At 72.9% G+C, this 24,360-nt stretch carries 23 protein-coding genes and 2 pseudogenes; 14 read left to right on the top strand and 11 right to left on the bottom strand.

Translation table 11 applies throughout. The annotated features are described in order from the left end of the window. Nucleotides 1-73: 73 nt before the first annotated feature. Both ACLQ2X_RS14025 and ACLQ2X_RS14030 read right to left on the bottom strand, forming a co-directional pair. A complete protein-coding gene (locus ACLQ2X_RS14025; RefSeq protein ID WP_425681441.1) occupies nt 74-883 on the bottom strand; it encodes a DUF2993 domain-containing protein in 810 nt (269 codons plus the stop codon). Between the two features lie 56 nt (nt 884-939). Further along, nucleotides 940-1,989: a hypothetical protein gene (locus ACLQ2X_RS14030; RefSeq protein ID WP_425681442.1), complete on the bottom strand. Its 1,050-nt coding sequence runs from the start codon at nt 1,987-1,989 to the stop codon at nt 940-942. 246 nt (nt 1,990-2,235) lie between these two features. Between ACLQ2X_RS14030 and ACLQ2X_RS14035 the strand changes: the two genes are divergently transcribed. From ACLQ2X_RS14035 to pstB, 7 genes are all read left to right on the top strand, one after another. Further along, nucleotides 2,236-2,955: a winged helix-turn-helix transcriptional regulator gene (locus tag ACLQ2X_RS14035; RefSeq protein WP_425681443.1), complete on the top strand. Its 720-nt coding sequence runs from the start codon at nt 2,236-2,238 to the stop codon at nt 2,953-2,955. A gap of 152 nt (nt 2,956-3,107) precedes the next feature. Then, nucleotides 3,108-3,959, top strand: coding sequence for a polysaccharide deacetylase family protein (locus ACLQ2X_RS14040; protein WP_425681682.1), 852 nt, complete (start codon nt 3,108-3,110; stop codon nt 3,957-3,959). Between the two features lie 67 nt (nt 3,960-4,026). Further along, complete coding sequence (mshD, locus tag ACLQ2X_RS14045) at nt 4,027-4,983, top strand: mycothiol synthase (protein ID WP_425681444.1); 957 nt, start codon at nt 4,027-4,029, stop codon at nt 4,981-4,983. Nucleotides 4,984-5,204: 221 nt separating this feature from the next. After that, entirely contained in the window at nt 5,205-6,302 is a 1,098-nt protein-coding gene (gene pstS, locus ACLQ2X_RS14050; protein WP_425681445.1) for a phosphate ABC transporter substrate-binding protein PstS, read from the top strand. A 41-nt stretch (nt 6,303-6,343) separates the two neighbouring features. Continuing rightward, nucleotides 6,344-7,429 carry a phosphate ABC transporter permease subunit PstC gene (gene pstC / locus ACLQ2X_RS14055; protein WP_425681446.1) on the top strand — a complete coding sequence of 362 codons (1,086 nt, stop codon included), beginning with the start codon at nt 6,344-6,346 and terminating at the stop codon, nt 7,427-7,429. Continuing rightward, a complete protein-coding gene (gene pstA, locus ACLQ2X_RS14060) occupies nt 7,429-8,517 on the top strand; it encodes a phosphate ABC transporter permease PstA (RefSeq protein ID WP_425681447.1) in 1,089 nt (362 codons plus the stop codon). Before pstC ends, pstA begins: the two co-directional genes overlap by 1 nt. A 20-nt stretch (nt 8,518-8,537) precedes the next feature. After that, nucleotides 8,538-9,314: a phosphate ABC transporter ATP-binding protein PstB gene (gene pstB / locus ACLQ2X_RS14065; RefSeq protein ID WP_425681448.1), complete on the top strand. Its 777-nt coding sequence runs from the start codon at nt 8,538-8,540 to the stop codon at nt 9,312-9,314. A 97-nt stretch (nt 9,315-9,411) separates the two neighbouring features. Here pstB and ACLQ2X_RS14070 read toward each other — a convergent pair whose 3' ends face one another. Next, a complete protein-coding gene (locus ACLQ2X_RS14070) occupies nt 9,412-10,239 on the bottom strand; it encodes an NUDIX hydrolase (protein ID WP_425681449.1) in 828 nt (275 codons plus the stop codon). Between the two features lie 553 nt (nt 10,240-10,792). Between ACLQ2X_RS14070 and ACLQ2X_RS14075 the strand changes: the two genes are divergently transcribed. Beyond that, nucleotides 10,793-11,761 carry a Gfo/Idh/MocA family protein gene (locus tag ACLQ2X_RS14075; protein WP_425681450.1) on the top strand — a complete coding sequence of 323 codons (969 nt, stop codon included), beginning with the start codon at nt 10,793-10,795 and terminating at the stop codon, nt 11,759-11,761. 43 nt (nt 11,762-11,804) lie between these two features. Here the strand turns inward: ACLQ2X_RS14075 and ACLQ2X_RS14080 are convergent, their stop codons facing one another. The 3 genes from ACLQ2X_RS14080 to ACLQ2X_RS14090 form a co-directional block, all read right to left on the bottom strand. Then, on the bottom strand, nt 11,805-12,809 hold the full coding sequence (locus tag ACLQ2X_RS14080) for an anion permease (protein ID WP_425681683.1): 1,005 nt from the start codon (nt 12,807-12,809) through the stop codon (nt 11,805-11,807). A 10-nt stretch (nt 12,810-12,819) separates the two neighbouring features. Then, nucleotides 12,820-13,446 (bottom strand): DUF47 domain-containing protein, encoded by a 627-nt coding sequence (locus tag ACLQ2X_RS14085; RefSeq protein ID WP_425681451.1) that lies wholly within the window; start codon nt 13,444-13,446, stop codon nt 12,820-12,822. Nucleotides 13,447-13,576: 130 nt separating this feature from the next. Next, nucleotides 13,577-14,545 carry a PPK2 family polyphosphate kinase gene (locus ACLQ2X_RS14090; protein ID WP_425681452.1) on the bottom strand — a complete coding sequence of 323 codons (969 nt, stop codon included), beginning with the start codon at nt 14,543-14,545 and terminating at the stop codon, nt 13,577-13,579. Between the two features lie 194 nt (nt 14,546-14,739). Between ACLQ2X_RS14090 and sigJ the strand changes: the two genes are divergently transcribed. Beyond that, nucleotides 14,740-15,693 carry an RNA polymerase sigma factor SigJ gene (sigJ, locus tag ACLQ2X_RS14095; protein WP_425681453.1) on the top strand — a complete coding sequence of 318 codons (954 nt, stop codon included), beginning with the start codon at nt 14,740-14,742 and terminating at the stop codon, nt 15,691-15,693. Between the two features lie 5 nt (nt 15,694-15,698). Here the strand turns inward: sigJ and ACLQ2X_RS14100 are convergent, their stop codons facing one another. Beyond that, on the bottom strand, nt 15,699-16,205 hold the full coding sequence (locus ACLQ2X_RS14100; protein WP_425681454.1) for a DUF402 domain-containing protein: 507 nt from the start codon (nt 16,203-16,205) through the stop codon (nt 15,699-15,701). Nucleotides 16,206-16,329: 124 nt separating this feature from the next. Here ACLQ2X_RS14100 and ACLQ2X_RS14105 point away from each other — a divergent pair. Together ACLQ2X_RS14105 and ACLQ2X_RS14110 are read left to right on the top strand one after the other, a co-directional pair. Continuing rightward, nucleotides 16,330-17,664, top strand: a pseudogene (locus tag ACLQ2X_RS14105) (ATP-dependent DNA helicase); the annotation flags it as partial. Nucleotides 17,665-17,784: 120 nt separating this feature from the next. After that, a pseudogene (locus tag ACLQ2X_RS14110) lies at nt 17,785-18,471 on the top strand (ATP-dependent DNA helicase); the annotation flags it as partial. Between the two features lie 46 nt (nt 18,472-18,517). Here the strand turns inward: ACLQ2X_RS14110 and ACLQ2X_RS14115 are convergent. Further along, a complete protein-coding gene (locus ACLQ2X_RS14115; RefSeq protein WP_425681684.1) occupies nt 18,518-19,798 on the bottom strand; it encodes an AI-2E family transporter in 1,281 nt (426 codons plus the stop codon). Nucleotides 19,799-19,968: 170 nt separating this feature from the next. Here ACLQ2X_RS14115 and ACLQ2X_RS14120 point away from each other — a divergent pair, with 170 nt between their 5' ends. Beyond that, nucleotides 19,969-20,316, top strand: coding sequence for a GroES family chaperonin (locus tag ACLQ2X_RS14120; RefSeq protein ID WP_425681455.1), 348 nt, complete (start codon nt 19,969-19,971; stop codon nt 20,314-20,316). Between the two features lie 72 nt (nt 20,317-20,388). Then, on the top strand, nt 20,389-20,556 hold the full coding sequence (locus tag ACLQ2X_RS14125; RefSeq protein ID WP_425681456.1) for a hypothetical protein: 168 nt from the start codon (nt 20,389-20,391) through the stop codon (nt 20,554-20,556). 54 nt (nt 20,557-20,610) lie between these two features. On the opposite strand, the gene ACLQ2X_RS14130 is transcribed toward ACLQ2X_RS14125, so the two are convergent. Both ACLQ2X_RS14130 and ACLQ2X_RS14135 read right to left on the bottom strand, forming a co-directional pair. Further along, complete coding sequence (locus ACLQ2X_RS14130; protein ID WP_425681457.1) at nt 20,611-22,086, bottom strand: PrsW family intramembrane metalloprotease; 1,476 nt, start codon at nt 22,084-22,086, stop codon at nt 20,611-20,613. Nucleotides 22,087-22,132: 46 nt separating this feature from the next. Beyond that, nucleotides 22,133-23,389 carry an FUSC family protein gene (locus ACLQ2X_RS14135; protein ID WP_425681685.1) on the bottom strand — a complete coding sequence of 419 codons (1,257 nt, stop codon included), beginning with the start codon at nt 23,387-23,389 and terminating at the stop codon, nt 22,133-22,135. A gap of 67 nt (nt 23,390-23,456) precedes the next feature. Between ACLQ2X_RS14135 and ACLQ2X_RS14140 the strand changes: the two genes are divergently transcribed. Further along, entirely contained in the window at nt 23,457-24,095 is a 639-nt protein-coding gene (locus ACLQ2X_RS14140) for an HD domain-containing protein (RefSeq protein ID WP_425681458.1), read from the top strand. Here ACLQ2X_RS14140 and ACLQ2X_RS14145 read toward each other — a convergent pair. Then, nucleotides 24,021-24,350 (bottom strand): DUF4031 domain-containing protein, encoded by a 330-nt coding sequence (locus ACLQ2X_RS14145; protein ID WP_425681459.1) that lies wholly within the window; start codon nt 24,348-24,350, stop codon nt 24,021-24,023. The genes ACLQ2X_RS14140 and ACLQ2X_RS14145 overlap by 75 nt on opposite strands. Nucleotides 24,351-24,360: the final 10 nt, after the last annotated feature.

Raw genomic sequence — 24,360 nt, forward strand, 5'->3', positions numbered from 1 at the left:
TACCACCGGTCCGACCAGCATCCGGGACGGCGGTCCCGCCCGTCGGCTGCTCGGGAGCCGACGGGCGGGGCGCTCAGCCGGCGGAGTTGATCGGCACGTTCGCGGCGTTGGCCGTGACCACCAGGCCCTCCGGCGTCGGCTCCACCTTGCGCAGGTTGAGCTTGAACGGCAGTTCCGGCAGCGGCACGTCGATCGAGATGCCCTGGGCGTACCGGGTGAGCGCGGCCTTGGCCAGCGGCACGTTGGGCAGCCCGTCGGCGGTGAGGTCGTTGAAGCGCAGCGCCACCTTGTTGCCCGCCACCGTGACGTCGGCGGTGCCGTTCACGGTCAGCTTGATGCCGAGCACGTCGAGCGGGGCGGTGACGGCCAGTTTGCCGTTACGCTCGCCGAGCGTCAGTCCCGGCCGGTCGATCAGCTTGGCCAGGCTCTCGTAGGTGACCGTGCCCCGCCCGTCGACGGTTTCCGCCACCACGTCGCCCCGGCCGGAGCGCAGCGTGTCCAGCGACGCGGTCACGTTGCGGGCGTCCACGTCCAGCCGCGGCACGTCCACCGCGTCGCCCTGGACGTTGCCCCGCACGTCGGTCAGCTGGATCGAGATGTGTTCGTACCGGCCGTCGAGCACCTGGTTGAGGAACGGGAAGCCGCCCACCTCGACCTTGGGCGCGGCCGACTGGGCGTCCTGCTTGGCGATCTCCTGCCGCACCTGGTCGGCGATGGCCCGCTCGGCCACCCCGGCAGCCACCCGGTCGGCGGCGATCAGTAGCCCGCCGAGCACCACCAGCAGCACGAGGAAGCCGACAAGCACCTTCCGGCCGCGGCGGCGGGGTCGCTCCTCCGCCGGATACGCCTCTGCCACGCCGTCTCCCGTCGTCTCCGCCGTCATCTACCACCTTGCGGGCGCCACCGTACTTACCCGAGGCGGATCCTCCCCAACCGCGCTCAGAGGAACAGCACACACATGACGTACGCGGCCGGCGCGGCCAGCGCGAAGCCGCCCAACGGTCCCTGCATGTGCCGGGCCACCCACATGGTCGGCGGCTCACCGGCCATCAGCCGGCCCGCCTCGGCGTACCCGACGGCGAGGTCGGCCAGGACAGCGGTGGCCGCCGTGACCACCCCGATCAGGGCGGCGCTGGTCGGGGTGAACCCGACGAGGTAGCTGCCGAGCACGGCGCTGGTCAGGGTGCCGAGCATGGCGCCCGCCACCACGCCGGCCGCCCCGCGTGGCACCTGCGGGGCGAGCCGCGGCCACGGCGCCACCGCGTCGGTGAGCCGGGCCACCAGCACCGCCACCCCGGCGGCGGTGAGACAGACGGTGATCGCCTGGGTGCCCTTGGGGATCCGGCTGAGCACGATCAGCGTGGCGAAGGCGACCACACCCACCACGATGAGCAGGGTGCCGCGGAGCGAGTCGGTCACCCGGACCCGGTCCACCCGCCGGACGAGCTGCCCCAGCACGCCGAGCAGGAGGCCGGCGACCGCGGCGTAACCGAGCGGGGCGAGGCCGGCGACGTCCGACTGCACCGCGGCGACGTCGGCGATCACCGCCACGCCGACGCTCACCAGCGCGACGACGAGCAACGCCGGCGGTCGCATGGCCATCGTCCAGGCGAGCACGTAGAGCATCTGGACGCCGAAGATGATGACGGTGAACGGCAGCCGGTGCCCCGGGCCGGAGGTCTGCGCGCCGAGCACCAGACCGACGCCGAGCAGCGCGGCGAAGCCGGCCACGGTGAGCGCCAGCGAGCGGCGTACCGGCACCGGCGGCTGCTCCTCCTCGGCTGCCTCCTCCGGCTCGTCGTCGGCCCGCCGGCCCGGGCCGCCCTTGCGCAGCCGGCGCGGGCCGGTCCGCTTGCGCGGCTCGGGCTCCTCCTCGGCCGGGCCGGTGCGCGGGGCGGGCGGGTGGCCGGGCACGGGACCGGACGGGCCGGCGGGCGGGTCGACGGCCCACGGGTCACGACCGGTGTCGCGCGAGGTGGAGGGAAACACGCCCCGATCGTGCCAGACCCGGGCGGCCGGGCGGAGGTCACCGTTTCGGCAACGTTAAAACCTGCCGCCCGATCATGGGCAGAAAGGGCAAACGGGAAAGCGCTCGAAGGTGGCGGCCCGCCTATCGGTTACGCTCAGGCCGTTACCCGCCCCGTCAGCGACGCCGGGACCCACGCAAGTTCGCAGCGCCGCCCGGAGCCGGGCGTGTCGCTTGTCGCGCGCGGCCGAAAGGCCGCCGGGACGGAGGTGATCGTGGAGCTCCTGCTGCTCGTGACCGCACGGGCCGGCGAGCCGTCGGCGGTGTTGCCGGCTCTCGACCTGTTGCCGCACTCGGTCCGCACCGCACCACGCGATGTGCGCACCCTGGTTTCCGGCCCCACCCCGGACGCCGTCCTGGTGGACGCCCGATCCGAACTGAGCGAGGCGCGGGCGACCTGCCGGATGCTGCACGCCACCGGGCTGGGCGTGCCGCTGGTGGCGGTGGTGACCGAGGCCGGTCTCATCGCGCTGAACGCCGACTGGGGCGTCGACGACGTGATCCTCGCCGGGGCCGGTCCGGCCGAGGTGGAGGCCCGGCTGCGGCTCGCGGTCGGCCGGCTGAGCAACGCCACCGCCGGGGCCGGCGGCTCGATCCGGGCCGGGGAGTTGAACATCGACCCGGACACGTACGCCGCCAAGCTCAAGGGCCGGCCGCTCGACCTGACGTACAAGGAGTTCGAGCTGTTGAAGTTCCTGGCCCAGCACCCGGGCCGGGTGTTCACCCGGGACCAGTTGCTGCGCGAGGTCTGGGGCTACGACTACTTCGGCGGCACCCGCACGGTGGACGTGCACGTGCGGCGGCTGCGCGCGAAGCTCGGCTCGGAGTACGAGTCCATGATCGGCACGGTTCGCCAGGTGGGTTACAAGTTCGTCGTGCAGCCGTCACGCTCGCTGCCGGAGTCGGAGCCGGCGCCACTGCCGGTCTGAACCGCCGGCATCACCCCGAACGAGGATATCTTTCTCTTTCGCCCCTTTGCCTGATTCGTCCGCCATAGCGTGGTGGCCGGACCTGTCGGGCGAAGGGGGACCACGGTGCGGGCGCAGGGGCACACGGGGGCGAACAACGGGCGGCACCGATGATGCCGCGCGCGACGCTGACCGCGACCGCGATCGTGACGGTGGCGCTCGCCGCACTGCTGGCCGCCGGATACGCGCTGGGTCGCGGCCTGGTGCCGGACCAGCACCCGTCGAATGCCGGGGTCACCGCGCCCGGCACCGACCCGCGCCACGCCAACCAGCCACCCGACGCCCCGGCGACCCGTCCGCCCGCCCCGGGCCCGAGCCACGAGGCGGCGCCGGACACCCAGACGTTCGCGCCGGCCGGCGACGGCCCGTACGGCACGCTCACCGCCACCGGCACGTCCGGGGTGGCGCTGACCTTCGACGACGGCCCCGACCCCCGCTGGACGCCACAGGTGCTGACCCTGCTGGCGCAGTACGGCGTGAAGGCCACGTTCTGCGTGGTGGGCGAGAACGCCGCGCGCCACCCGGACCTGATCCGGGCGATCGCGGCCGAGGGGCACACCCTGTGCAACCACTCCTGGAGCCACGACGTCGACCTGGGCCAGCAGGCGCCGGCGTTCATCCGAGCCGACATGCTGCGCACCAACGACGCGATCCTGGCCGCCGCGCCGCACGCCCGGATCGCCCACTTCCGCCAGCCCGGTGGGGCCTGGACACCCGCCGTGGTGTCGGCCTGCGCCGACCTGGGTCTGGTGCCCCTGCACTGGAACGTCGACCCGTCCGACTGGCGGGCCCCCGGCGCCCTCACCATCGAGGCGCGGATCCGGTCGCAGCTCGGGCCGGGCGCCGTCGTGCTCCTGCACGACGCGGGCGGGGACCGCTCCGGCACGGTCGAGGCGCTGCAGCAACTCCTGCCCGAGTTGCTGGGCCGGTTCGACCTGGAGTCGCTGCCCGCGCACACACCGTGACGCGCGCCACCACCGGCGCCACCGATCCGGCGGGACCGACGGCCCGCCGGCCGCTACCGTGGCTCAGATGAGCAGCCCCGAGCCGACCAGTGGCAGCGCACCCGACCCGACCGGTCCGGGCGACCGGATCGCCCGGACGGACCGGCTCACCCCGGCCGAGGTGACCGACGTGCTGGCGCTGGCCCTCACCGCCGGTGACACCGACGGCGCCGACCCGTTCGACGAGCACGTGCTCCTGCGGCTGCGCGACCCGCAGGCGTCGGCCACGCACCTCACCGCCCGCACCGGCGACGGCCGCCTGATCGGGTACGCGCACCTGGACACCACGGCCCCCGCCGAGGGCATCGGCGTGGAACTGGTGGTGCATCCGGCGCACCGGCGCCGGGGCAGCGGCCGGGCACTGGCCCGGGCCGTGGTGGCCACCGCGACCGGGCCGCTGCGGGCGTGGGCGCACGGCGACCACCCCTCGGCCGCCGCGCTCGCGGTGGACCTGGGCTTCAGCCGGGCCCGGGTGCTCTGGCAGCTACGCCGGCCGCTGACCGCCGCGATCCCCGAGCCGGTCCTGCCGGACGGCGTCCGGCTGCGCGCGTTCCGGCCCGGTGCGGACGACGAGAGCTGGCTGGCGGTCAACAACGCGGCGTTCGCCCAGCACCCCGAGCAGGGCCGGTGGACGCTCGACGACCTGCGCGTACGCATCGCCGAGCCGTGGTTCGACCCGGCCGGCTTCCTGCTCGCGGTGGACGCCGGGACGGGCCGACTGCTCGGCTTCCACTGGACCAAGGTGCACGAGCGGCCCGGTTCCGCCCCGATGGGTGAGGTCTACGTGCTGGGCGTCGACCCGTCGGCGCACCGGGGCGGGCTCGGGCGGGCGCTCACCGCCGCCGGCCTGGCCCACCTGCGCGACGGACGCGGGCTGGACCGGGTGATGCTCTACGTCGACGAGAGCAACAGCGGCGCGGTGGCGCTCTACGAGCGGCTCGGGTTCGCCCGCTGGTCCGCGCACGTCAACTATCAGCTCGGCTGAGCCCGGGACCTGGCGCGGTCCGGGGGTCGCCGGGTCCGTTCACGCACTGGACAGACCCTCCTCGGCGCATGGCCACCTGGTCGCTTGAGGCTGTTCATCGGTCGTTCACTTCCGACCGGCGAACCGTCCACCTGGCCCTCCTACCTTTCGTGTCAACCGGTCAGTGCCGGTGCCCGACAACCCGGGCGACCTGACCAGAGACGTGAAGGGAAACCCCCCAAGTGAAGCTTCAGCGGCACGGCGCCATCGCCTGCCTCGCTCTTACCGCGGTTCTCGGTCTCAGCGCCTGCGGCTCGGACAACAACGAGTCGTCCGCCGCCGCGGGCTCCGCCGCCGCGGCGGAATGCGCCCCGGGCACGCTGAACGCGCAGGGCTCCTCCGCGCAGAAGAACGCCATGGCCGAGTGGATCAAGGCGTACCAGCAGCGGTGCTCCGGCACCACGATCAACTACGAGCCGAGCGGCTCGGGAGCGGGCATCCAGGCGTTCATCGCCGGCACCGCCGACTTCGCCGGCTCGGACTCCCCGCTCAAGCCGGAGGAGCAGCCGCAGGCTGACGCCAAGTGCACCGGCGGCCAGGCGCTCAACCTGCCGATGGTGATCGGCCCGGTCGCGGTCGTCTACAACGTCGCCGGCGTGGACAACCTCCAGTTCAGCCCGGCCACCCTGGCGAAGATCTTCGCCGGCAAGGTCACCAAGTGGGACGATCCGGCGATCAAGGCCGACAACCCGGACGCCAAGCTGCCGTCGACCGCGATCCAGGCGGTGCACCGCTCCGACGAGTCGGGCACCACCGACAACTTCACCAAGTACCTCGCCAAGACCGCCGAGGCGGACTGGACGCTCGGCAACTCCAAGGCGTGGAAGGCCCCCGGCGGCGTCGGCGCGGCCAAGTCCGACGGGGTGGCCAGCAAGGTCAAGAGCACCGACGGCACCATCAGCTACGTCGAGTGGTCGTACGCCGAGAACTCCGACCTGACGATGGCGAAGATCCGCAACGGCAACGGCGAGTTCGTCGAGCTGACCGGCGACTCGGCCGGCAAGACCATCGCCGGAGCCACCTTCGAGGGCCAGGGCAACGACCTGAAGATGTCGATCGACTACAACACCAAGGAGGCCGGGGCGTACCCGATCGTCCTGGCGACCTACGAGATCGTCTGCAGCAAGGGCCTCGCCGCCGACAAGCTGCCGCTGGTCAAGGGCCTGCTCGGGCACGCGGCGAGCGCCGAGGGCCAGAAGGAACTGGTGGAGCTGGGCTACGCCCCGCTGCCCGAGACCGTCCGCACCAAGGTCGAGGCCGCGGTCGAGAGCCTCGCCTGACACCCCGATCGACACCTCCTCAACGCGAAGCGAGCCAGCAGATGGGTGACACCCCTCCGCGCTCGACGCACGCCGGCTCCGGCGGGACCTCCGTGGCGACGAACCACGGCCGGCCCGCCGGCGCCCCGGCGCGTGTGTCCGAGCACTCCGGAAAGCCGGGCGACCCCGGCGGCGGCCTCGGCGGCGGCGGCGCGTTGCCGCGCGCCCGCGCCTTCGGCGCGGAACGGGCGTTCCACGGCCTGACCCTGGCCGCCGGCACCACCGTGCTCGTGGTCATCGCGGCCATCGCGGTCTTCCTGATCGCCGAGGCCGTGCCCGCCCTGCGGGCCAACACCCAGTCGTTCTGGACCTTCGAGGGCTGGTTCCCCAACGACGACCCGCCGCAGTTCGGCATCGGCGCACTCGCCTTCGGCACCGTCCTGAGCTCGCTGCTGGCGCTGCTCATGGCGGTGCCGGTCGCGCTGGGCATCGCCCTCTACCTGTCGCACTACGCCCCGCGGCGGCTCGGCAACGGCCTGGGCTTCCTGATCGACCTGCTGGCCGCCGTGCCGAGCGTCGTGTTCGGGCTCTGGGGCCGGGACTACCTCGCCCGGCCGGTCGCCGACCTGTCCGCCTGGCTGAACACGTACTTCGGCTGGCTCCCGATCTTCGGCGACGGCCCGTACGGCAACTCGATCCTGCTCGGCTCCGTGGTGCTCGCGATCATGGTGCTGCCGATCATCACCTCGCTGTCCCGCGAGGTGTTCCGACAGACCCCGACCGCGAACGAGGAGGCCGCCCTCGCGCTCGGCGCCACCCGTTGGGAGATGATCCGCACCGCGGTCCTGCCGTACGGGCGGCCCGGGGTCATCGCCGCGGTGATGCTCGGCCTCGGCCGGGCGCTCGGCGAGACCATCGCGCTGGCGCTCACGCTGGGCTCGACCTACGCCATCTCGTTCAACATCCTGGAAAGCGGCGGCAACTCGATCGCCGCGAACATCGCCAACCGGTTCGCCGAGGCGAACGACACCGGCCGCGGCGCGCTCATCGCCTCCGGCCTGGTCTTGTTCGCCATCACGCTGATCGTCAACATCACCGCCCGCGCGATCATCTACCGGCGGCGCGAGTTCACGGAGTCGGCTGCCTGATGATGTCCACCCTCACCTCCCGCCGCCCGCGCCCGCCGGCCCAGCCGGCCACGCTGCGGGCGAGGCGACTTCCCGCGTACGCCGCGCCCGTCATCGCCGTCGCGGCGCTGCTGCTCGCGGCCGGCCTGGTGTACGGCTTCGCCGTCGGCGGCCCGGTGCTGGTCGTGGTGGTCGGCGCGCTGTTCTATCTGGCCGGCCTGTTCGTCGCGGCGAACGCGGTGGAGGGCCGCCGGTCGGCCCGCAACCGCACCTGGAGCGCCCTGATCCACTCCGCGTTCGTGCTGGCCGTGCTACCGCTGGCCTCGGTCGTCTGGACGCTCGTCAGCAAGGGCGCCGAGCGGTTGGACGGGAACTTCTTCGGCACCTCGATGAACAACATCGGGTCGCGGGACGCCAACGGCGGCGCGTACCACGCGATCGTCGGCACGTTGCAGCAGGTCGGCATCGCCACCCTGATCACGGTGCCGCTCGGCGTGCTCTGCGCGATCTACATCGTGGAGTACGGCCGAGGGCGGTTCGCGTTCACCATCCGCTTCTTCGTGGACGTGATGACCGGCATCCCGTCGATCGTCACCGGCCTGTTCGTGCTGGCGTTCTGGGTGCTGATCGTGTCGCCCTGGTTCAACGACGGCCGGCCCGGCTTCTCCGGCTTCGCCGCCGCGCTGGCGTTGAGCGTGCTGATGCTGCCCACCGTGGTCCGCTCCACCGAGGAGATGCTGCGGCTGGTGCCGGCGCCACTGCGCGAGGGCGCGTACGCCCTGGGCGTGCCGAAGTGGAAGACCATCCTGCGGGTCGTGCTGCCCACCGCGCTGCCCGGCATCGTCACCGGCATCATGCTCGCCATCGCGCGGGCCGCCGGGGAGACCGCGCCGGTTCTACTCGTCGCCGGCGGCGGCGCGGCGATCAACTTCAACCCGTTCGAGAACAACCAGTCGTCGCTGGCGCTCTTCGTCTACCAGCAGGCGGGCGAGGCGTCGAGGTACTCGCCGGCCCGGGCGTGGACCGCGGCGCTGACCCTGGTCGTCCTCGTCCTCGTCCTCACCGTCGCGGCGAAACTGCTGGCCCGACGCAACCAGCTCGGCCGATGAACCCCGGAGGTACCGCCACCATGGCCAAGCGCATCGAAGCCACGAACGTGACCGCCTACTACGGCGGGTTCAGGGCGATCGAGAACATCAACCTGACCGTCGAGCCGAAGACGGTGACCGCCCTGATCGGCCCGTCGGGCTGCGGCAAGTCGACCTTCCTGCGGTCGATCAACCGGATGCACGAGGTGCTGCCCGGCGCCCGGGTAGAGGGCAGTCTCACCATCGACGACCAGGACATCTATCACCGGGACGTGGACGTCACCGCGGTACGCCGGATGATCGGCATGGTCTTCCAGCGGCCGAACCCGTTCCCCACCATGAGCATCTTCGAGAACGTGGTGGCCGGGCTGCGGCTCAACGGGGTGCGGCGCAAGCCGATCCTGGAGGAGGCGGCCGAGCGGGCGCTGCGCTCGGCGAACCTCTGGGACGAGGTGAAGGACCGGCTCGGCAAGCCCGGCGCCGGCCTGTCCGGCGGTCAGCAGCAGCGGCTCTGCATCGCCCGCACCATCGCCGTCGAGCCGCAGGTGGTGCTGATGGACGAGCCCTGCTCGGCGCTGGACCCGATCTCCACGCTGGCCATCGAGGATCTGATGTTCCAGCTCAAGGACAGGTTCACCATCATCATCGTCACGCACAACATGCAGCAGGCGGCCCGGGTGTCGGACCGGACGGCGTTCTTCTCGATCGAGAAGACCGGCGACCCGGGCCGCCTCGTCGAGTACGACGACACCCAGAAGATCTTCAGCAACCCGGGCCGGAAGAAGACCGAGGACTACATCACCGGCCGCTTCGGCTGAGCTGTAAGGAAGGGCCCCCTGTTAACGCCTCCGGTAGAGGAAGGGCCCCTTCTTAACAACGCCGGCTCGGCGCGACGCGGCGCGCCGCCGGTTCAGGTCAGGCCAGGCGGAATCGGGGCTCGGCACCGTCCAGGCCGTCGATGTGGGGCACGATCGGCGTACCCGGATCGCGCTCCGCCGCGGCGCGGGCCACGTCGCCCAGATCGCCCGCGGCGGCGACCTCGGCGAGCGTGACCATGGTGGGCGGCAGCATGGTCAGCTCCCCCGCCTCCACTCGGGTCAGGGCGTCCGCCGGGCGCAGCCACAGCGTGTGGTCGGCCTCGCCGGAGACGTCGCGGGTCCGCTGCCCCTCGGGCAGCAGGGCGCAGAAGAAGTACGTGTCGAAGCGACGCGGCTCGAACTCCGGGGTGATCCACCGGCTCCACGGCAGCAGCAGGTCCGACCGGAGCGTCAGGCCCTTCCCGGCCAGCAGGTCCGCGAAGCCGACCCGCCGTCCCTCCAGGTCCTGCCGGGCCGACTCCCAGCCGTCCCCGCTCACGTCACCGACCACGGTGTCCGGGTCGGGCCCGGCGAGCAGCACGCCCGCCTCCTCGAACACCTCACGGGCGGCGGCGCACACCACCGCCTGCGCGGCGGCCGGGTCGAGCCGGAGGCGCTCCCCCCAGGCCGCCGGGTCCGGACCGGCCCAGCCGAGGTGCGCCTGCGAGTCGGAGCGGTCCACGCCACCGCCGGGGAAGGCGTACATGCCGCCGAACGTCATCGCCGCGACCCGGCGGATCAGGTAGACCTCGAAGCCGTCGCCGGCCGGGCGGAGCAGCAGCACGGTGGCGGCGACCCGGGGCACGGCCGGGACGGCGCCCTCGGCCCGGAATCGGCGGGCGTGCTCCACCAGGGCAGGGGGTGCGGCGAAGCCGTCGATCGTCATGCACCGAGCCTAGTTCCCGCCGGGCGGACCGGCCGGGGGCGGCGAGGACGGCGAGGGCGGCCAGGGCGGTGCACGTCGCCGCACGCGAGCATCCGCACTCCGCGACTGCCCAGCTTGGTCACGACGGGTAGTTTTCGGTCTCGGCCAACAGAGACCCTCCGCCGCCTTTGCTCTGCAGCCAGATCCGCAGCGGCAACCTTCTGTAAGCAGTGCGCATGAGGCTGCAGAGCAAAGGCGGTGCGAGGCAGTCAGTCCAGCCCAGAAGAGAGCGGAATTATGTCCGCCTGGCCGCTTTTGGGCACTCGTTTTCGACGAACGGCAGGCGGCAGCCGTCACGCTGCGCAATCTTCACGCTGCGTGTTCACCGTCGAGCGACGTCAGCTTGCCGCGCCGCGCGGAAGCGGGAGAAGACGCGGCATTGGTACGCCGCCGTACCGCCCGGCACGGGCACGCGGACGCGACGATCGACGCCCTCGCGATCGACGCGCCTGAGCCGTCCCGACGGGTGGATCACCGTGCCGGCGGTAACGCCGTCCGGGATAGCGTGCCGGGCATGACGCGTTGGGGAATTCTCGCCACCGGACAGATCGCCGCCCGCTTCGCCGAGGACCTGCGGCTGGTGCCGGACGCCGAACTGGTGGCGGTCGGCTCGCGTACCCGGGAGAGCGCCGAGGGGTTCGCGCGCCGGCACGGCGTGCCGCGGGCGTACGCCTCCTGGGCGGAACTGGCCGCGGACCCGGACGTGGACGTCATCTACGTGGCCACCCCGCACGCCGCGCACCACGAGGCGGCGCTGGCGTGCCTGGCCGGCGGCAAGGCCGTGCTTGTGGAGAAGCCCTGCACGCTGGACCTGCCGACCACCACCGACCTGGTGGAGACGGCCCGCGCCCGGGGTCTCTTCCTCATGGAGGCCATGTGGATGCGGACCAACCCGCTGATCCGGCGGGTGCTGGAGCTGATCCGGGACGGCGCGATCGGCGAGGTCACCCACGTACGGGCGGACTTCGGGGTGGCCGGCCCGTTCCCGCCGGAGCACCGGATGCGGGCCCGGACGCTCGGTGGCGGCGCGCTGCTCGACCTCGGGGTCTATCCGTTGAGCCTGGCCCACCTGGTGCTGGGCGTGCCACAGCACGTGCAGGCGTGGGCGAAGCTGACCCCGGAGGCGGTGGACGAGAACACCGGCATGGTGCTCGGCTGGGACTCCGGTGCGGTGGCGACGTTGAGCTGCGGCATGGTCGGCGCCACCGCGATCACCGCCGCGATCACCGGCACGACCGGCCGGATCGACCTGCCCGAGCTGTTCTTCCGGCCCGCGCACGCGGTGCTGCACCGGGCCGACGCCGAGCCGGAGACCATCGCGGCGGACCTGACCGGCGGCGGCTACCAGTACGAGGCGATCGAGGTGCAGCGCTGCCTGGCCGTCGGGCTGACCGAGAGCCCACTGGTGCCGCACGCCGCCACGCTTGAGGTCATGGGCCTGCTCGACGACGTCAAGGCCCGGATCGGGGTTTCCTACGCGTGAGGGGTCCTCCGCCACGGCGGGGGACCCCTCGGCGTCCGCGCACTCAGAACAGGGGACGAACCAGCAGGTACGCGAGGCAGGCGATGGCCGCGGCGGCCGGGAAGGTGATGACCCAGGCGATCACGATGTTGCCGGCCACGTTCCAGCGGACCGCGGAGAGCCGTTTCGTCGAGCCGACGCCCATGATCGCCGAGGTGATCGTGTGCGTGGTGGAGATCGGGGCCTTGAGCACGAGCGCGTTGAAGTAGAGCACCGCGCTGGCCACGGTCTCGGCCGCGAATCCCTCGGCCGGGCCCAGGTCGATGATCTTCCGGCCGAGCGTTCGGATGATCCGCCAGCCGCCCGCGTACGTGCCGGCGGCCAGCATCGCCGCCGAGGTCCAGAAGACCCAGCCCGGAATGTGGGTCTTGCTCTCCTGGAAACCGCCGGTGTAGAGCGCCAGCACGATGATGCCCATGGTCTTGGCGGCGTCCTGCATGCCGTGGCCGACGGACATGGCGGCGGCGGACACGGTCTGCGCCCAGCGGAAGCCACGGTTGAGCCGGCCCGGCTGCCCCTTCCGGAACAGCCACATGATCGCCAGCATCATCAGGAACCCGAGTATCAGGCCGACCACAGGCGAGACCACCATCGGGATGAGGATCTTCTCGATGATGGTGGCCCACTGGACGATGCCGTCGGCGGCGAACAGGGTCGCGCCGACCAGGCCACCGAAGAGGGCGTGCGAGGAGGACGACGGCAGGCCGAAGTACCAGGTGATCAGGTTCCAGGCGATCGCGCCGAGCACCCCGGCGAAGACCACGCCGAGGCTTTCCACTCCGGTCGGCAACGTCACCAGCCCGTCGCCGACCGTCTTGGCCACCCCGGCGCCGAAGTGCGCGCCGATGAAGTTGCCGACGGCGGCCAGCCCGAGGGCGATCCGGGGGGTCAGCGCCCGGGTCGAGACGCTGGTGGCGATCGCGTTGGCCGCGTCGTGGAAGCCGTTCGTGTAGTCGAACGCCATGGCGACCGCGATCACCGCCATCACGGCGATGAGTTCCGGTGTCACGGTCACGGGGTCAGGACTCCTTGACCGCGATGGTCTCGACGGTGTTCGCGACGTGCTCGAAGGCGTCACACGCGGCCTCCAGCTCGTCGGCGACCTCCTTCATCTTCAGCACGGTGAGCGCGTCGTACTCGCCGGAGAAGAGGCGGACCAGCAGCATCCGGTACGCCTGGTCGCCGTCGTTCTCCAGTCGGTTGCACTCGATCCAGTAGTCCTCGAGATCCTTCATCGACTTCAGCCGGGGCATCGCGTCGGCCGTGAGCTTGGCCTGCAGGTCGAGCACGTTGACCAGTTCGTGCAGCTCGCGCGGCAGGGCCGGGAGCTTGGTCAGGCCGTACAGGTAGAGCAGGTTCCCGACCGCCTCGAGGTGGTCCATCACGTCGTCGAGCAGCGAGCCCAGCCGGTAGATGTCCTCCCGGTCGAACGGCGTGATGAAGGTCGAGTTGATCTTCTTGTACAGCTCGTGGGTGATCTGGTCGCTGTCGTGCTCGATGTCGGTCAGCCGCTCGCTGATCGACTGCACGTCGGAGTCGGGCAGGCCCAACTCGTTGAGCAGCGCCGTCCCCTTCACCAGGTTCTGCGCTGCCCTGGTGAAGAGCTCGTAGAAGGCGCCCTCGGTGGGACGGAAGGAAAACTTCACAGCACGGACCTCGTCGTGTCGGTGGAAGGGTGGCCGTCGCCTCGGTGGCGCCTGCTCTGGGCATGCTAGGGACCCCGCCGAACCGAGCATCGGCCGACCCACCCCTGGTCAGACCCGATTCACCGCTCGTTCACCTGCCGTTCACCTGACCACTTCCCATCTGCCCCTGCAGCCGCGCCCGTTCCCGTTCGACGTCGAAATCGGCAGCCGGATACCCCAGATCGAGCCGGTCGAACGTCTCCCGCAGCAGGTGGGCCACCGCCCAGTCCCGGTACCACTTGCGGTCCGCCGGCACCACGAACCAGGGCGCGGCGTCGCTGTCGCACCGCTGCAACGCCTCGGCGTACGCCGCCTGGTAGTCGTCCCACCGGTCCCGGGTGTCCAGGTCGCTCGGGTCGTACTTCCAGTACTTCGTCGGGTCGGTGAGCCGTTCCGCCAGGCGCTCACCCTGCTCGGCGTACGAGATGTGCAACAGCACCTTGACCACGGTGACCCCCTGCCCGGTCAGCTCCCGCTCGAAGTCGTTGATGGTCGCGTAGCGGGACCGCCAGGTGGCCTCGTCGACGAGCCCTTCCACCCGGCCGATGAGCACGTCCTCGTAGTGTGAGCGGTTGAACACCCCCACGTACCCGGGCGGCGGCAGGGCCCGCCTGATGCGCCACAGGAAGTCGTGCCGCAGCTCCTCCTCAGTCGGCGGCCCGAACGAGCGGATGTGCAGCCCCAGCGGATTCATCGCGCCGGCCACCCGCTTGACGGTGCCGTCCTTGCCACCGCAGTCCATCGCCTGGAGCACCAGCAGCACCCGGTGCCGACGGTCGCCGCCCAGCCCGGCGTCGGCATGGCTGGGTTCACTCGTGGCGCTCCCCGGCCCGGCCGCGCTCTGGGCGTTGGCGTACAACATCTCCTGCTGGCGGCCCAACTCCGCGCCGAGCGCCTCCACCTGGGCGCGTGCCCACTCCTTGCGCGCCGGCCCGCGCCCGGCCGCCGCCGGCAGCCCCGGCGTCGACCGGGGATCGATCGCCGCCAGGTCCACCGGCCCCGGCCCCACCCGCAGCAACTTGCGCATCTGCCCGCCCTCGGGCCCCACCACGTCACTCATCCCCCGATCCTCACCCCCCGGCCGTCATCGCGGGCAAACCCTGCCCGCAACTCCCCTTACATACGCTTATGTCCAACCGGCCGGTGAGCGTGGTACGGGACGACCACCCGAGGGGCATTCGCGCACCACGATCGCGCCGCGGAGGACGCGTGGGTGGGGCAGCCGAGGGCGGTGGGGCGGGTGAGAATGGACCTGTGGACGAGCTGGCGGGGGAGTTCGAGGCGGAGCGGCGGCACCTCCTCGCGGTCGCCCGGCGCATGCTGGGCAGTCGCAGCGAGGCCGAGGACGCGGTGCAGGAGACCTGGTTGCGCTGCTCCACCGCGCTCGGTGACCCGGATCGGCGGGCCGGCATCCGCGACCTGCGCGGCTGGTTGACCACCACCTGCTCCCGGATCTGCCTGGACGTGCTCCGCTCCGCCCGGGTGCGCCGGGAGGCATACCCGGGTCAGTGGTTGCCGGAGCCGGTGGTGGCCGACCTGCCGTCGGCGGACGGGTTCGCCCCCGACCCGGCCGAGCGGGCGGTCCGGGCCGATCAGGTGGGCACGGCGCTGCTGGTCGTGCTGGAACGGTTGACGCCGGAGCAGCGGGTGGCATTCGTGCTGCACGACGTGTTCGCGGTGCCGTTCCCCGTGGTCGCGGACGTGCTCGCCGTGACGCCGGACGCGGCGCGTCAGCTGGCGTCCCGGGCCCGCCGGGCGGTGCACGGCCCGGACGCGCCTCGGCACAGCGCCGATCTCGCCGAGCAGCGGCGGGTGCTCACCGCGTTCGTGGCGGCGGTCGAGTCGGGTGAGCTGGAGCAGTTGGTGCAGGTGCTGGCGCCCGGCGTGGTGGCGATCGGCGACGCGGGCGGCCACTTCCCGGCGGGCCGCCACCCGGTGGTCGGCGCCGAGGCGGCCGGCCGCCTCCTGCTCGGCCTGTTCGGTCAGGCCGCGCGGCGGGGCGGGCTGCGGTCCCGTCCGGTGCTTGTGGACGGCACGCTGGGCTGGCAGGCGGACCTGCCGTTCCGGGACGGGCGGACCATCCACATGGTTACCTCGTTCGCCGTGCACGACGGACGGATCACCGGCGTGTTCAACCAGCTCAACCCGGAGAAGGTGGGCGACCTGCCGCCGCTGGACGCGGACGCCGGCTGGCCACCCCGCTGGTAGCCGGCTCAGACCACGAGCGCCAACCACTTCCGGTACGACGTGGCGAACGGCTCCGTGCCGTCGCCCAGCGCGCCGAGCAGCCAGCGCGCGGCGGCCTCGGCCTCGACGACGACGTCGTCCGGGTAGCGCCACCGGGCCCGGTGTTCGGCGAACTCGTCCTCGTCGCGCAGTTCGACGAGGCCGGTCTCCCGGCGGCGGACCACGTCCAGGTCGAGGTCGATCAGGTGGACCGTCTCGTCGCCGTCCCAGCGCGCCGGGGTGGCGATGTCGCAGTAGACCTCGCTGGTGCGCGGCGGGGGGTTGAACATGCCGGTCCACCAGCCGTGGTGGGGCACCAGCAGGACGAACGGGATCTGCTCTACCGAGGGCCGGCCGTGGTAGACCGACGCGGTGCCGGCGGGCACGCCGAGCCACACGCCGAGGTCGTCCTCGGCGAGCCGGCGGGCCGGGTAGTCGCGGTGGGCGCTGCCGTCGTACTTGCGGTAGATCACGCGGACCACGTCGCTCGGCATGCCTGGCACCCTAACCGATTCCGGCCACGCCACGCGATCGGCAGGTAACCGGACGCGACCCGCCGGTACGCCACGCGGGGCCAGCGGCGGGACCCCCGTCGGTGCCGGCGGGTACGGTCGCACGGTGACCCCGCCCCGCACCGCCACCGGCCCCGCTGTCCCGAAGAAGCGCCGGGCCGGTCGCCCGGGTGCGGGTGAGTTGCTGGCCGCCGCGGTGGGCGCGGTCCCCGGTGGCGCGACCCGGCCAGGGCAGGAGCAGATGGCCGAGGCGATCGAGCGGAGCATCACCACCCGCGAGCACCTGCTGGTGCAGGCCGGTACCGGCACCGGCAAGTCCCTGGCCTACCTGACGCCGGCGTTGACGGTGGACGGCCCGGTGGTGGTCTCCACCGCCACGCTGGCGTTGCAGTCGCAACTCGTGGACCACGACCTGCCCCGGCTGGCCGACGCGGTCGAGCCGGTGCTGGGCCGCCGCCCCACCTTCGCCGTGCTGAAGGGACGCCACCACTATCTGTGCCTGGCCCGCCTGGACAATTCGGTGGAGGACGAGCCGGACGACACGCTGTTCGACACGCCGCGGCCCGGCGGGGGCACGAAGTGGCTGGGTGAGGCGGGCCGGCTGGGCAAGCAGGTCCAGCGGCTGCGTGACTGGGCCGAGGAGACCGCCACCGGCGACCGTGACGAGTTGGATCCGGGCGTCGAGGACCAGGTGTGGCGCACCGTCTCGATGCCGGCCCGGGAGTGTGTCGGCGCGAGCCGCTGCCCGTTCGGCGCGGAGTGCTTCGCCGAGGCGTCCCGGGCCCGCGCCCGGGAGGCGGACATCGTGGTGACCAACCACAGCCTGCTGGCCGTGGACATGCTCGCCGGGCGGCACATCGTGCCGCCGCACCGGCTGCTGGTGGTGGACGAGGCGCACGAGCTGGCCGACCGGGTCTCCTCGGCGGCCCAGGCCGAACTGGTGCCGGAGCTGATCGACAGGTCCACCCGGCGGGCCCGGCCGCTGCTGCGGCCGGACCTGGCCGACCGGCTCACCGAGGCCGGTGACGCGCTTGCCGTCGGGTTGGCCGAGGCGCCGGCCGGCCGGCTCACCGCCGGTCTGCCACCGGCGCTGCGGGAGGCGTGCACGCTGCTCGACTCGGCGACCCGGGCCGCGCTGGAGGCGATCGGTGACGTGAAGGCCGACGACCCCGACCCGGTACGCAAGCAGCAGGCCAAGGCGGTCCTGGACGAGCTGTCCGCCACCGCGCAGCGGCTGTTGGAGGAGGCCGACCACGACGTGGCGTGGGTGGAGAAGCCGGACAACGGCAGCCGCCGGGCGCTCGTGGTGGCCCCGCTGTCGGTGGCGGGCACGCTCGCCACCCACCTCTACGACGAGCGCACCGTGGTCGCCACCTCGGCGACGCTGGCGTTGGGTGGCCGCTTCGACACGGTGGCCCGGGCGCTCGGGTTGGAGGCGCCGCCGCCCAGCCCGCCGTCGCCGGCCGCCGCGGCGCTGGCCACCGCCGCCGCCTCGGGTCGGTCCACGGTCACGCCGCCGGTGGCCGCCACCGAGGGCAGCCGGGCGGCCATCGGGACGGTGCCGGCGACCGAGGGGCCGGGCTGGCGGTCGCTCGATGTCGGTTCCCCGTTCGACTACGCCCGACAGGGCATCCTCTACGTCGCCGCGCACCTTCCCCGCCCCAGCGTGTCCGGGCTGCCCGGGCCGGCCGGTGAGGAGTTGCTGGCGCTGGTCGGCGCGCTCGGCGGGCGTACCCTCGGGCTCTTCTCGTCGCGGCGGGCCGCGCAGCAGGCGGCGGAGCTGGTCCGGGCGCGGACCGACCTGCCGGTGCTGCTCCAGGGCGAGGAGTCGCTGCCTCTGCTGGTGCGCCGGTTCCGCGAGGTCCGGGAGACCTGCCTGTTCGGGGTGATGTCGCTCTGGCAGGGGGTGGACGTGCCGGGCGACGCCTGTCAGCTCGTGGTGATCGACCGACTGCCGTTCCCCCGCCCCGACGAGCCGCTCGCGGCGGCCCGGGCGGCGGCGGTGGACGCGGGCGGCGGTTCCGGTTTCGCGTCGGTGAGCGTGCCGATCGCGGCGGTCCGGCTGGCCCAGGGCGTCGGCCGGCTGATCCGGGCGACCGGGGACCGGGGTGTGGTGGCGGTGCTCGACTCGCGGTTGGAGACGGCCCGCGGGTACGGCCCGTTCCTGCGTCGTTCACTGCCGCCGTTCTGGTACACCACTCGGCCCGAAGTGGCCCGGGGCGCCTTGGAACGGCTCGCCAAGAGCTGACGCCCGCGCCTCCCCGGGCGGGGTGACGCGGGCGTCGGCGGACGGGTCAGGGTGCCTGGGAGGCGACGACCACCGCGTCCGGTGGGGTGTCCGGCACGGTACGCGCGGCGAGCCGCCGGACCGCCGTGTTGAACACGGCGATCAGCGGCACGGCCACCAGCGCGCCGGCGATGCCGGCCAGCACCACACCGGCGGCGATGCCGATGATCACGGCAAGCGGGTGGATGGCCACCGCCCGGCCCATGATCAGCGGCTGGAGGACGTGGCCCTCGATCTGCTGCACGCCGACCACCGCGGCGAGGATCACCAGGGCGATGCCCGGGCCGCTGTCGACAAGCGCCACCAGCACCGCCACCACGCCGGACAGGAACGCGCCGACGATCGGGATGAACGCGCCCAGGAACACCAGCGCGGCCAGCGGGAACGCGAACGGGATGTCGAACAGCACCAGGAAGATGCCGATGCCGACCGCGTCGATGAACGCGACGAGCACGGTGGCCCGTACGTACGCGCCGAGCGTCGCCCAGGAGGCCCGGCCGGCGTCGTCGACCTTCCACCGCGCGGCGACCGGCAGCAACCGGACCAGGAACCGCCAGATGTTGTTGCCGTCACGGAGGAAGAAGAACGTGGCGAAGAGCACCAGCACGGCGCCGGTGAGCACCTCGGCGAGCGTGGTCGCGGTGCTGAGCGCGCCGCTGGTGAACCGTTCCGTGTTGCCGTTGATCCAGTTCTGCGCGTCGTTGATGTAGCGGTCGAGCTGGCTGTCGGACAGGTGCAGCGGCCCGGTCTTGAACCAGTCCTGGATCTGCCGGACGCCCTCGGAGGACTTCTCGCTGAGCTCCGGCACGCCCTTGATGAACTCGTTCACCACGAGGGTCAGCGTGCCGACCACCGCGGCCAGGCCACCGACCAGCACCACGGCGGTGGCAAGCGAGCGGGGCAGCCGGGCCCGGAGCAGCCAACCGACCGCCGGAGCGAGCAGCGCGGAGAGCAGCAGCGCCACGGCCAGCGGGATGATCACGATGCTGATCGTGCCGATTATCTTGATCAGGGCCCAGGTCACGATGCCGATCACGATCAGCCGCCAGCACCACGCGGCGCTGATGCGCAGCGCGTGCGGCACCTCCGTGTCGTCGCGGCTGACGGTCGACGAATGCATCGCGGCCGGCGCCTCGGCACCCACCACGGTCGCCTCCGGCGCCGCCACCGGCCCCGGTGAGACGGGCGAGGCCACGCCCGCCCCGCCCGGCGCGCTCTCCGGATCGACCTGGCGGGACCGGGCGGTCTCGCGGCCCGACTCGTACGCGCGGCGGAGCCGCCCGCGCATCCGCTCGAAGCGGCTCAAGCGCACCTCCGGCAAGTCGGCCCCATCAGGTCACAGGGGGCACAGGATAGTCCGTCCGCCCAACCCTAGGGCGACACCTCCACACATTGCCCGGCCGGCGCTCCCGCCAACCACGGCGGGCTCGACGCGACCGCACGCGGTAGCGTCTTCGCGTGACCGCCGACCAGAGTCTCGACGCCGGGCTGCCGATCCGCCTGCTGCACGACCGCGTCCTGGTGCGTACCGAGGGCAGCGAGGGGGAACGCCGCTCCACGGCGGGCATCGTGATCCCCGCGACCGCCGCCGTGGGCAAGCGCCTGGCGTGGGCAACCACCGTCGGTGTCGGGCCGAACGTCCGGGCCGTCGTAGCCGGCGACCGGGTGCTCTTCGACCCGGACGACCGTTCCGAGGTCGAGCTGCACGGCCGGGCCTACGTGCTGCTGCGGGAGCGCGACGTGCACGCGGTGGCCGCCGAACGGGTGGAGAGCGCCGCCGCCGGTTCCACCGGCCTCTACCTGTAGCCGTCGCGGCCGCGCCGTTTGCCGCGCCCTCCGGCGGGAAGCCCAGGCACCTCAGCGCCCTGGGGAGGGAACATGCCGGTAGTGATCAAGAAGATCCTCGCCTGGGGACTGCTCGCGTTCCTGATCTACTTCATGGCGTTCCGCCCGGACGGGGCGGCGCAGCTGTTCAAGGGCATCGGGGTCGCGCTGATGGCCATCGCCCAGGGGCTCGGCGACTTCCTGACCGGCCTGATGAGCTGACCGTCCCCGCCTGCAAGGACCGAGCCGGCCGGATGCGCGCCCCGGGCGCGGGCGTCACCGGTGCCAAGGGCTGGGCGGTTGGTGCCAGCCTCCAGCCGGCTGGTGCCAGCCGACCGGGGCGGGCGGCGGTGGGGCCAGGACCACCGGGATCGGCACCACCGGGTCGTCCGGCGCCTCGACCGGACGCTGCGACCCGTCCGGGAACCGCAGGTGGTAGCGCTGACCGTCCCAGATCCCGACCGGCGCCTGCGGATCGCGACCCACGAAGAACGTCCGGTACGCGGCGATCGCGTCCAGCAACTCCCGTTCCTCCCGGGCCGCCTGCTCCCGTTCGGCGGGCTTGCGGTCCAGGCCACGGCGCATCCCGTCACGCAACAGCGCCAGCCGGGTCGCGGCGAACTGGTAGCGGCGCATCGCGCGCACCCCGGCGTCCCCGGCGACCCGCCGGGCCCAGGTGCGGGCCGCGTGCCGCCGGCCCAGGCTGCCCAGCGCGGCCACCTCGGGCGGGGTGAGCCAGCCCGCCCGCACGTAGTCGGGCAGCGTGCGCTCGGTGAGCCGCCCCTCCCACGCCCGCAGCCAGACGGCCAGGCCCACCATGGCGAAGAAGATCGGCACCATCACGCCGACGTAGCCGTAGAGCACGATCACCGTCTGCCCGGTGGCCTGGGCCAGCGTGGGCAGGAGGTTCCACGTGCCGTGCAGGATCATCGCCAGCAGCAGGCCGGCGAGCGGGGCAAGGAACCGGACCCGCCGGTCGGCGGTCCGGGCGGCAAGGCCCAGTCCGACGCCGGTCATCGAGGTGAACAGCGGGTGGGCGAAACCGAACACCAGGATCCGGACGATGAAGATCGCGATGACCTGTTGCGCGCCGGTGGCCGGGCCGTACTGCTCGACGCCCGTGCGGTAGCCGTACCCGCCCAGGTAGAGGATGTTCTCGACCATGGCGAAGCCGACCGCGGAGAGCCCGCAGTAGACCAGGCCGTCGGTGATCCCGGAGAACTCCCGCCGCCGGAAGATCAGCAGCAGGATGGGCCCGGCCGCCTTCGTCAGCTCCTCGATGAACGGTGCGACCAGCACCGCGGTCAGCGCGGTCGGCAGCCCCCAGTCGTCGAACAGCTTCGCGCCCGTCTCGTTCACCAGCAGCGAGATGGCGGTGGAGACGAAGGCGCCCCAGGCGAAGCAGAAGACCAGGTATTTCAGTGGTTCGGGTTCGTAGCGGTCGAGCCAGAGGAAGCAGGACACCAGCACCGGCACCGGCAGGATCGCGGCGATCAGGCCCACCAGCAGCGCGTCCGCGCCCAGGCTCTCGCCGAGCGTGAAGACCATGAACAACGCACCGGCCGCGATCAGCAGCACCACCCCGGCCAGCACCAGGAAACGCCGCCAGCCGGGCCGACGCAGCGGCATCCGGGGCGCCGGCGCTCCGGGCGGCGGGGCGGCGGGCGAGGGCGGCGGCGGCAGGGCTCCGCCGGGCGGGATGGCAGCCATGCGGTCAGCGTAGTCACCCCCACCCCACCAGGCAGGCCGCATCGCGCCACCGTGGGGCCGGCACCGTCCAGGCGATGAGCCGGCGGGGTCAGCCGACGGGCGGGGCGGTGGGGGGATGCGGGGACGGCGTCCGGTCGGCGTGTGTGGGCTTCTCGCCGAACGCCTGCCGGACCAGGCGGTTCGCCTCCTCCTGGTCGATGCCCGAGGCCACCAGCAGGTCGCTGGCCGTGGTCCGAACCTGGGCGATCACCACGCTGCCGGAGAAGCCCACCCCCTCGGCGTACGCCCGACCGGCCTCACCGACCGCCTGCAGTGCCCGCTCGCGGGCGTGTTCGGGCTCCTGACCGGCGGCGAACTCCTGCCGGAGCAGGCGTACCGCCCCGGCCAGGTGGGCGACCGCGTCGGGCATCGGCTCGGGAACCGGCTCCACGTCCTCGATCATGGTGACCGCGCGTCGGGTCAACGTGCCGGCGTTGCGCATGGCCCGGTCGATCGGGTCGGCCGCCTCCGCGTAGTGGGTCAGTTCGCTACGCCGGTGCCAACGGGCCGGCGAGATGGTGATGGTCTCCTTGGCGCCCTCGATCGCCTCGGCGAACGCCGCCAACTCCCCCTTGTTCTCCCGCAGCCGGAACAGCGCCTGCTGGGCCCCGTCCCGGTCCCGGACGCGCAGCGCCTCGGCGCAGCGGTCGAGTTGGTCGGCGAGCAGGTCCAACGCCGGGCGGGCGGCCCGGTTGATCACCCGCAGCGGGTGCAGCGGCAGCAGGACCGAGGTGACCAGCAGCGCGATGCCGCCGCCGAGGAACGCGTCGACGAAGCGCGGCACCTCGAGGTTCTCCGTCGAAGGGCTGAGCGTCACGATGAGCACCGCGGTTGCCGCCGCCTGGATCACGATGGCCACACTCGCCCCGGCGAAGATGGTCAGCAGGATCGCCGCGCTCACCACCAGCGCGAGCTGCCAGGCGCCGGTGCCCACGAAGTAGATGAGCACGTCGCCCACCAGGACGCCGACGGCCACGCCGGCGATCAACTCGACCGTACGCCGCAGCCGCTGCCCCACCGAGGCGGCCAACGTGCCCACCGCGGAGATCGGGGCGAAGACCGGCTGCGGGTTCTTCAGCAACCGGTGCGAGATCAGATACGCCAGGCCGGCGGCGAGCCCGGCCTGCACGGCCAGGCCGAACATGGTCCGGACCCGGTGCATCCGATCGTGCAGGGTCGCCTTCCCCCGGTCGCGCAGCTCGTCCACGGCGGCACTGAGGCGCGCGCCGTCGCGCTCGGCCAGCCCGGCACGCAGGTTGCCCCGCCGGGAGAGCAACGACGGTCGGCGGTCCCGGGCCTCGGCCATGGCCGGTACTACCCGTCCCACCCCCGCTGAATCCTCGCCCCGCCGTCGGTGCGGCAGACTGCACCGGGTGGACGGCGAACTGGCGGCACGGTGGCGGGACGCGGCGCGGGCGGCCGGCGCCACCGACCCGGCCGGGGTGGAACGGGCCGGCGAACGGTTGCTGGCCGGCTGGCGGGAACCGCACCGGCGCTACCACACCGAGGCCCACCTGCGGGCGGTGCTCGACGTGGTCGACACGTACGCCGACCAGGCCCGCCGCCCGGACCTGGTCCGGCTGGCGGCGTGGTGCCACGACGCGGTCCACGACCCCCGGGCCGGCGGCGACGCCAACGAGCGGGCCAGCGCCGACCTGGCCGGGGCGCTGCTCACCGCCGCCGGGCTACCGGCCACGGCGGTGACCGGGGTACGCCGCCTGGTGCTGCTCACCGCCGGTCACGTGCTCGGGCCGGACGACCCGGACGGCGCGCTGCTCTGCGACGCCGACCTGGCGGTGCTGGCCGGCCCACCGCAGGCGTACCGGCGGTACGCCAGGGCGGTACGCCAGGAGTACGCGCACGTCCCGGCGGCCGACTTCCGCGCCGGCCGGGCCGCCGTGCTGCGACACCTGCTCGCCCTGCCGGCGCTCTACCGGCTACCCGAGCCGCACGCCCGTTGGGAGGCCCGCGCCCGCGCCAACCTGACCGGGGAGCTGGCCGACCTGTCCTGAGGCGCGTTTCGGCCGGCGCAGGCCGGTGGCGCGCAGCAGCCGGACGATCTCCCGCGACGGGACCACCGACGCGCCCAGCCAGACCGCCGCCCGGAACCGCTCGGCGGGCAGGTCGTAGTGGTCCCGGTCGAAGCCGCGCCGGGGCACGCCGAGCAGTTCGGCGAAGACGTGCAGTTCCGCGTACGAGACGTCGCTGATCAGATGCGACCAGAGCCGGCCACGCCAGGGCACCGCGGGCGGGTCCAGGTAGAGCACGGCGACACAC

Origin of the sequence: Micromonospora sp. DT31 (assembly GCF_049841795.1) — a bacterium.
Lineage (GTDB): Bacteria > Actinomycetota > Actinomycetes > Mycobacteriales > Micromonosporaceae > Micromonospora.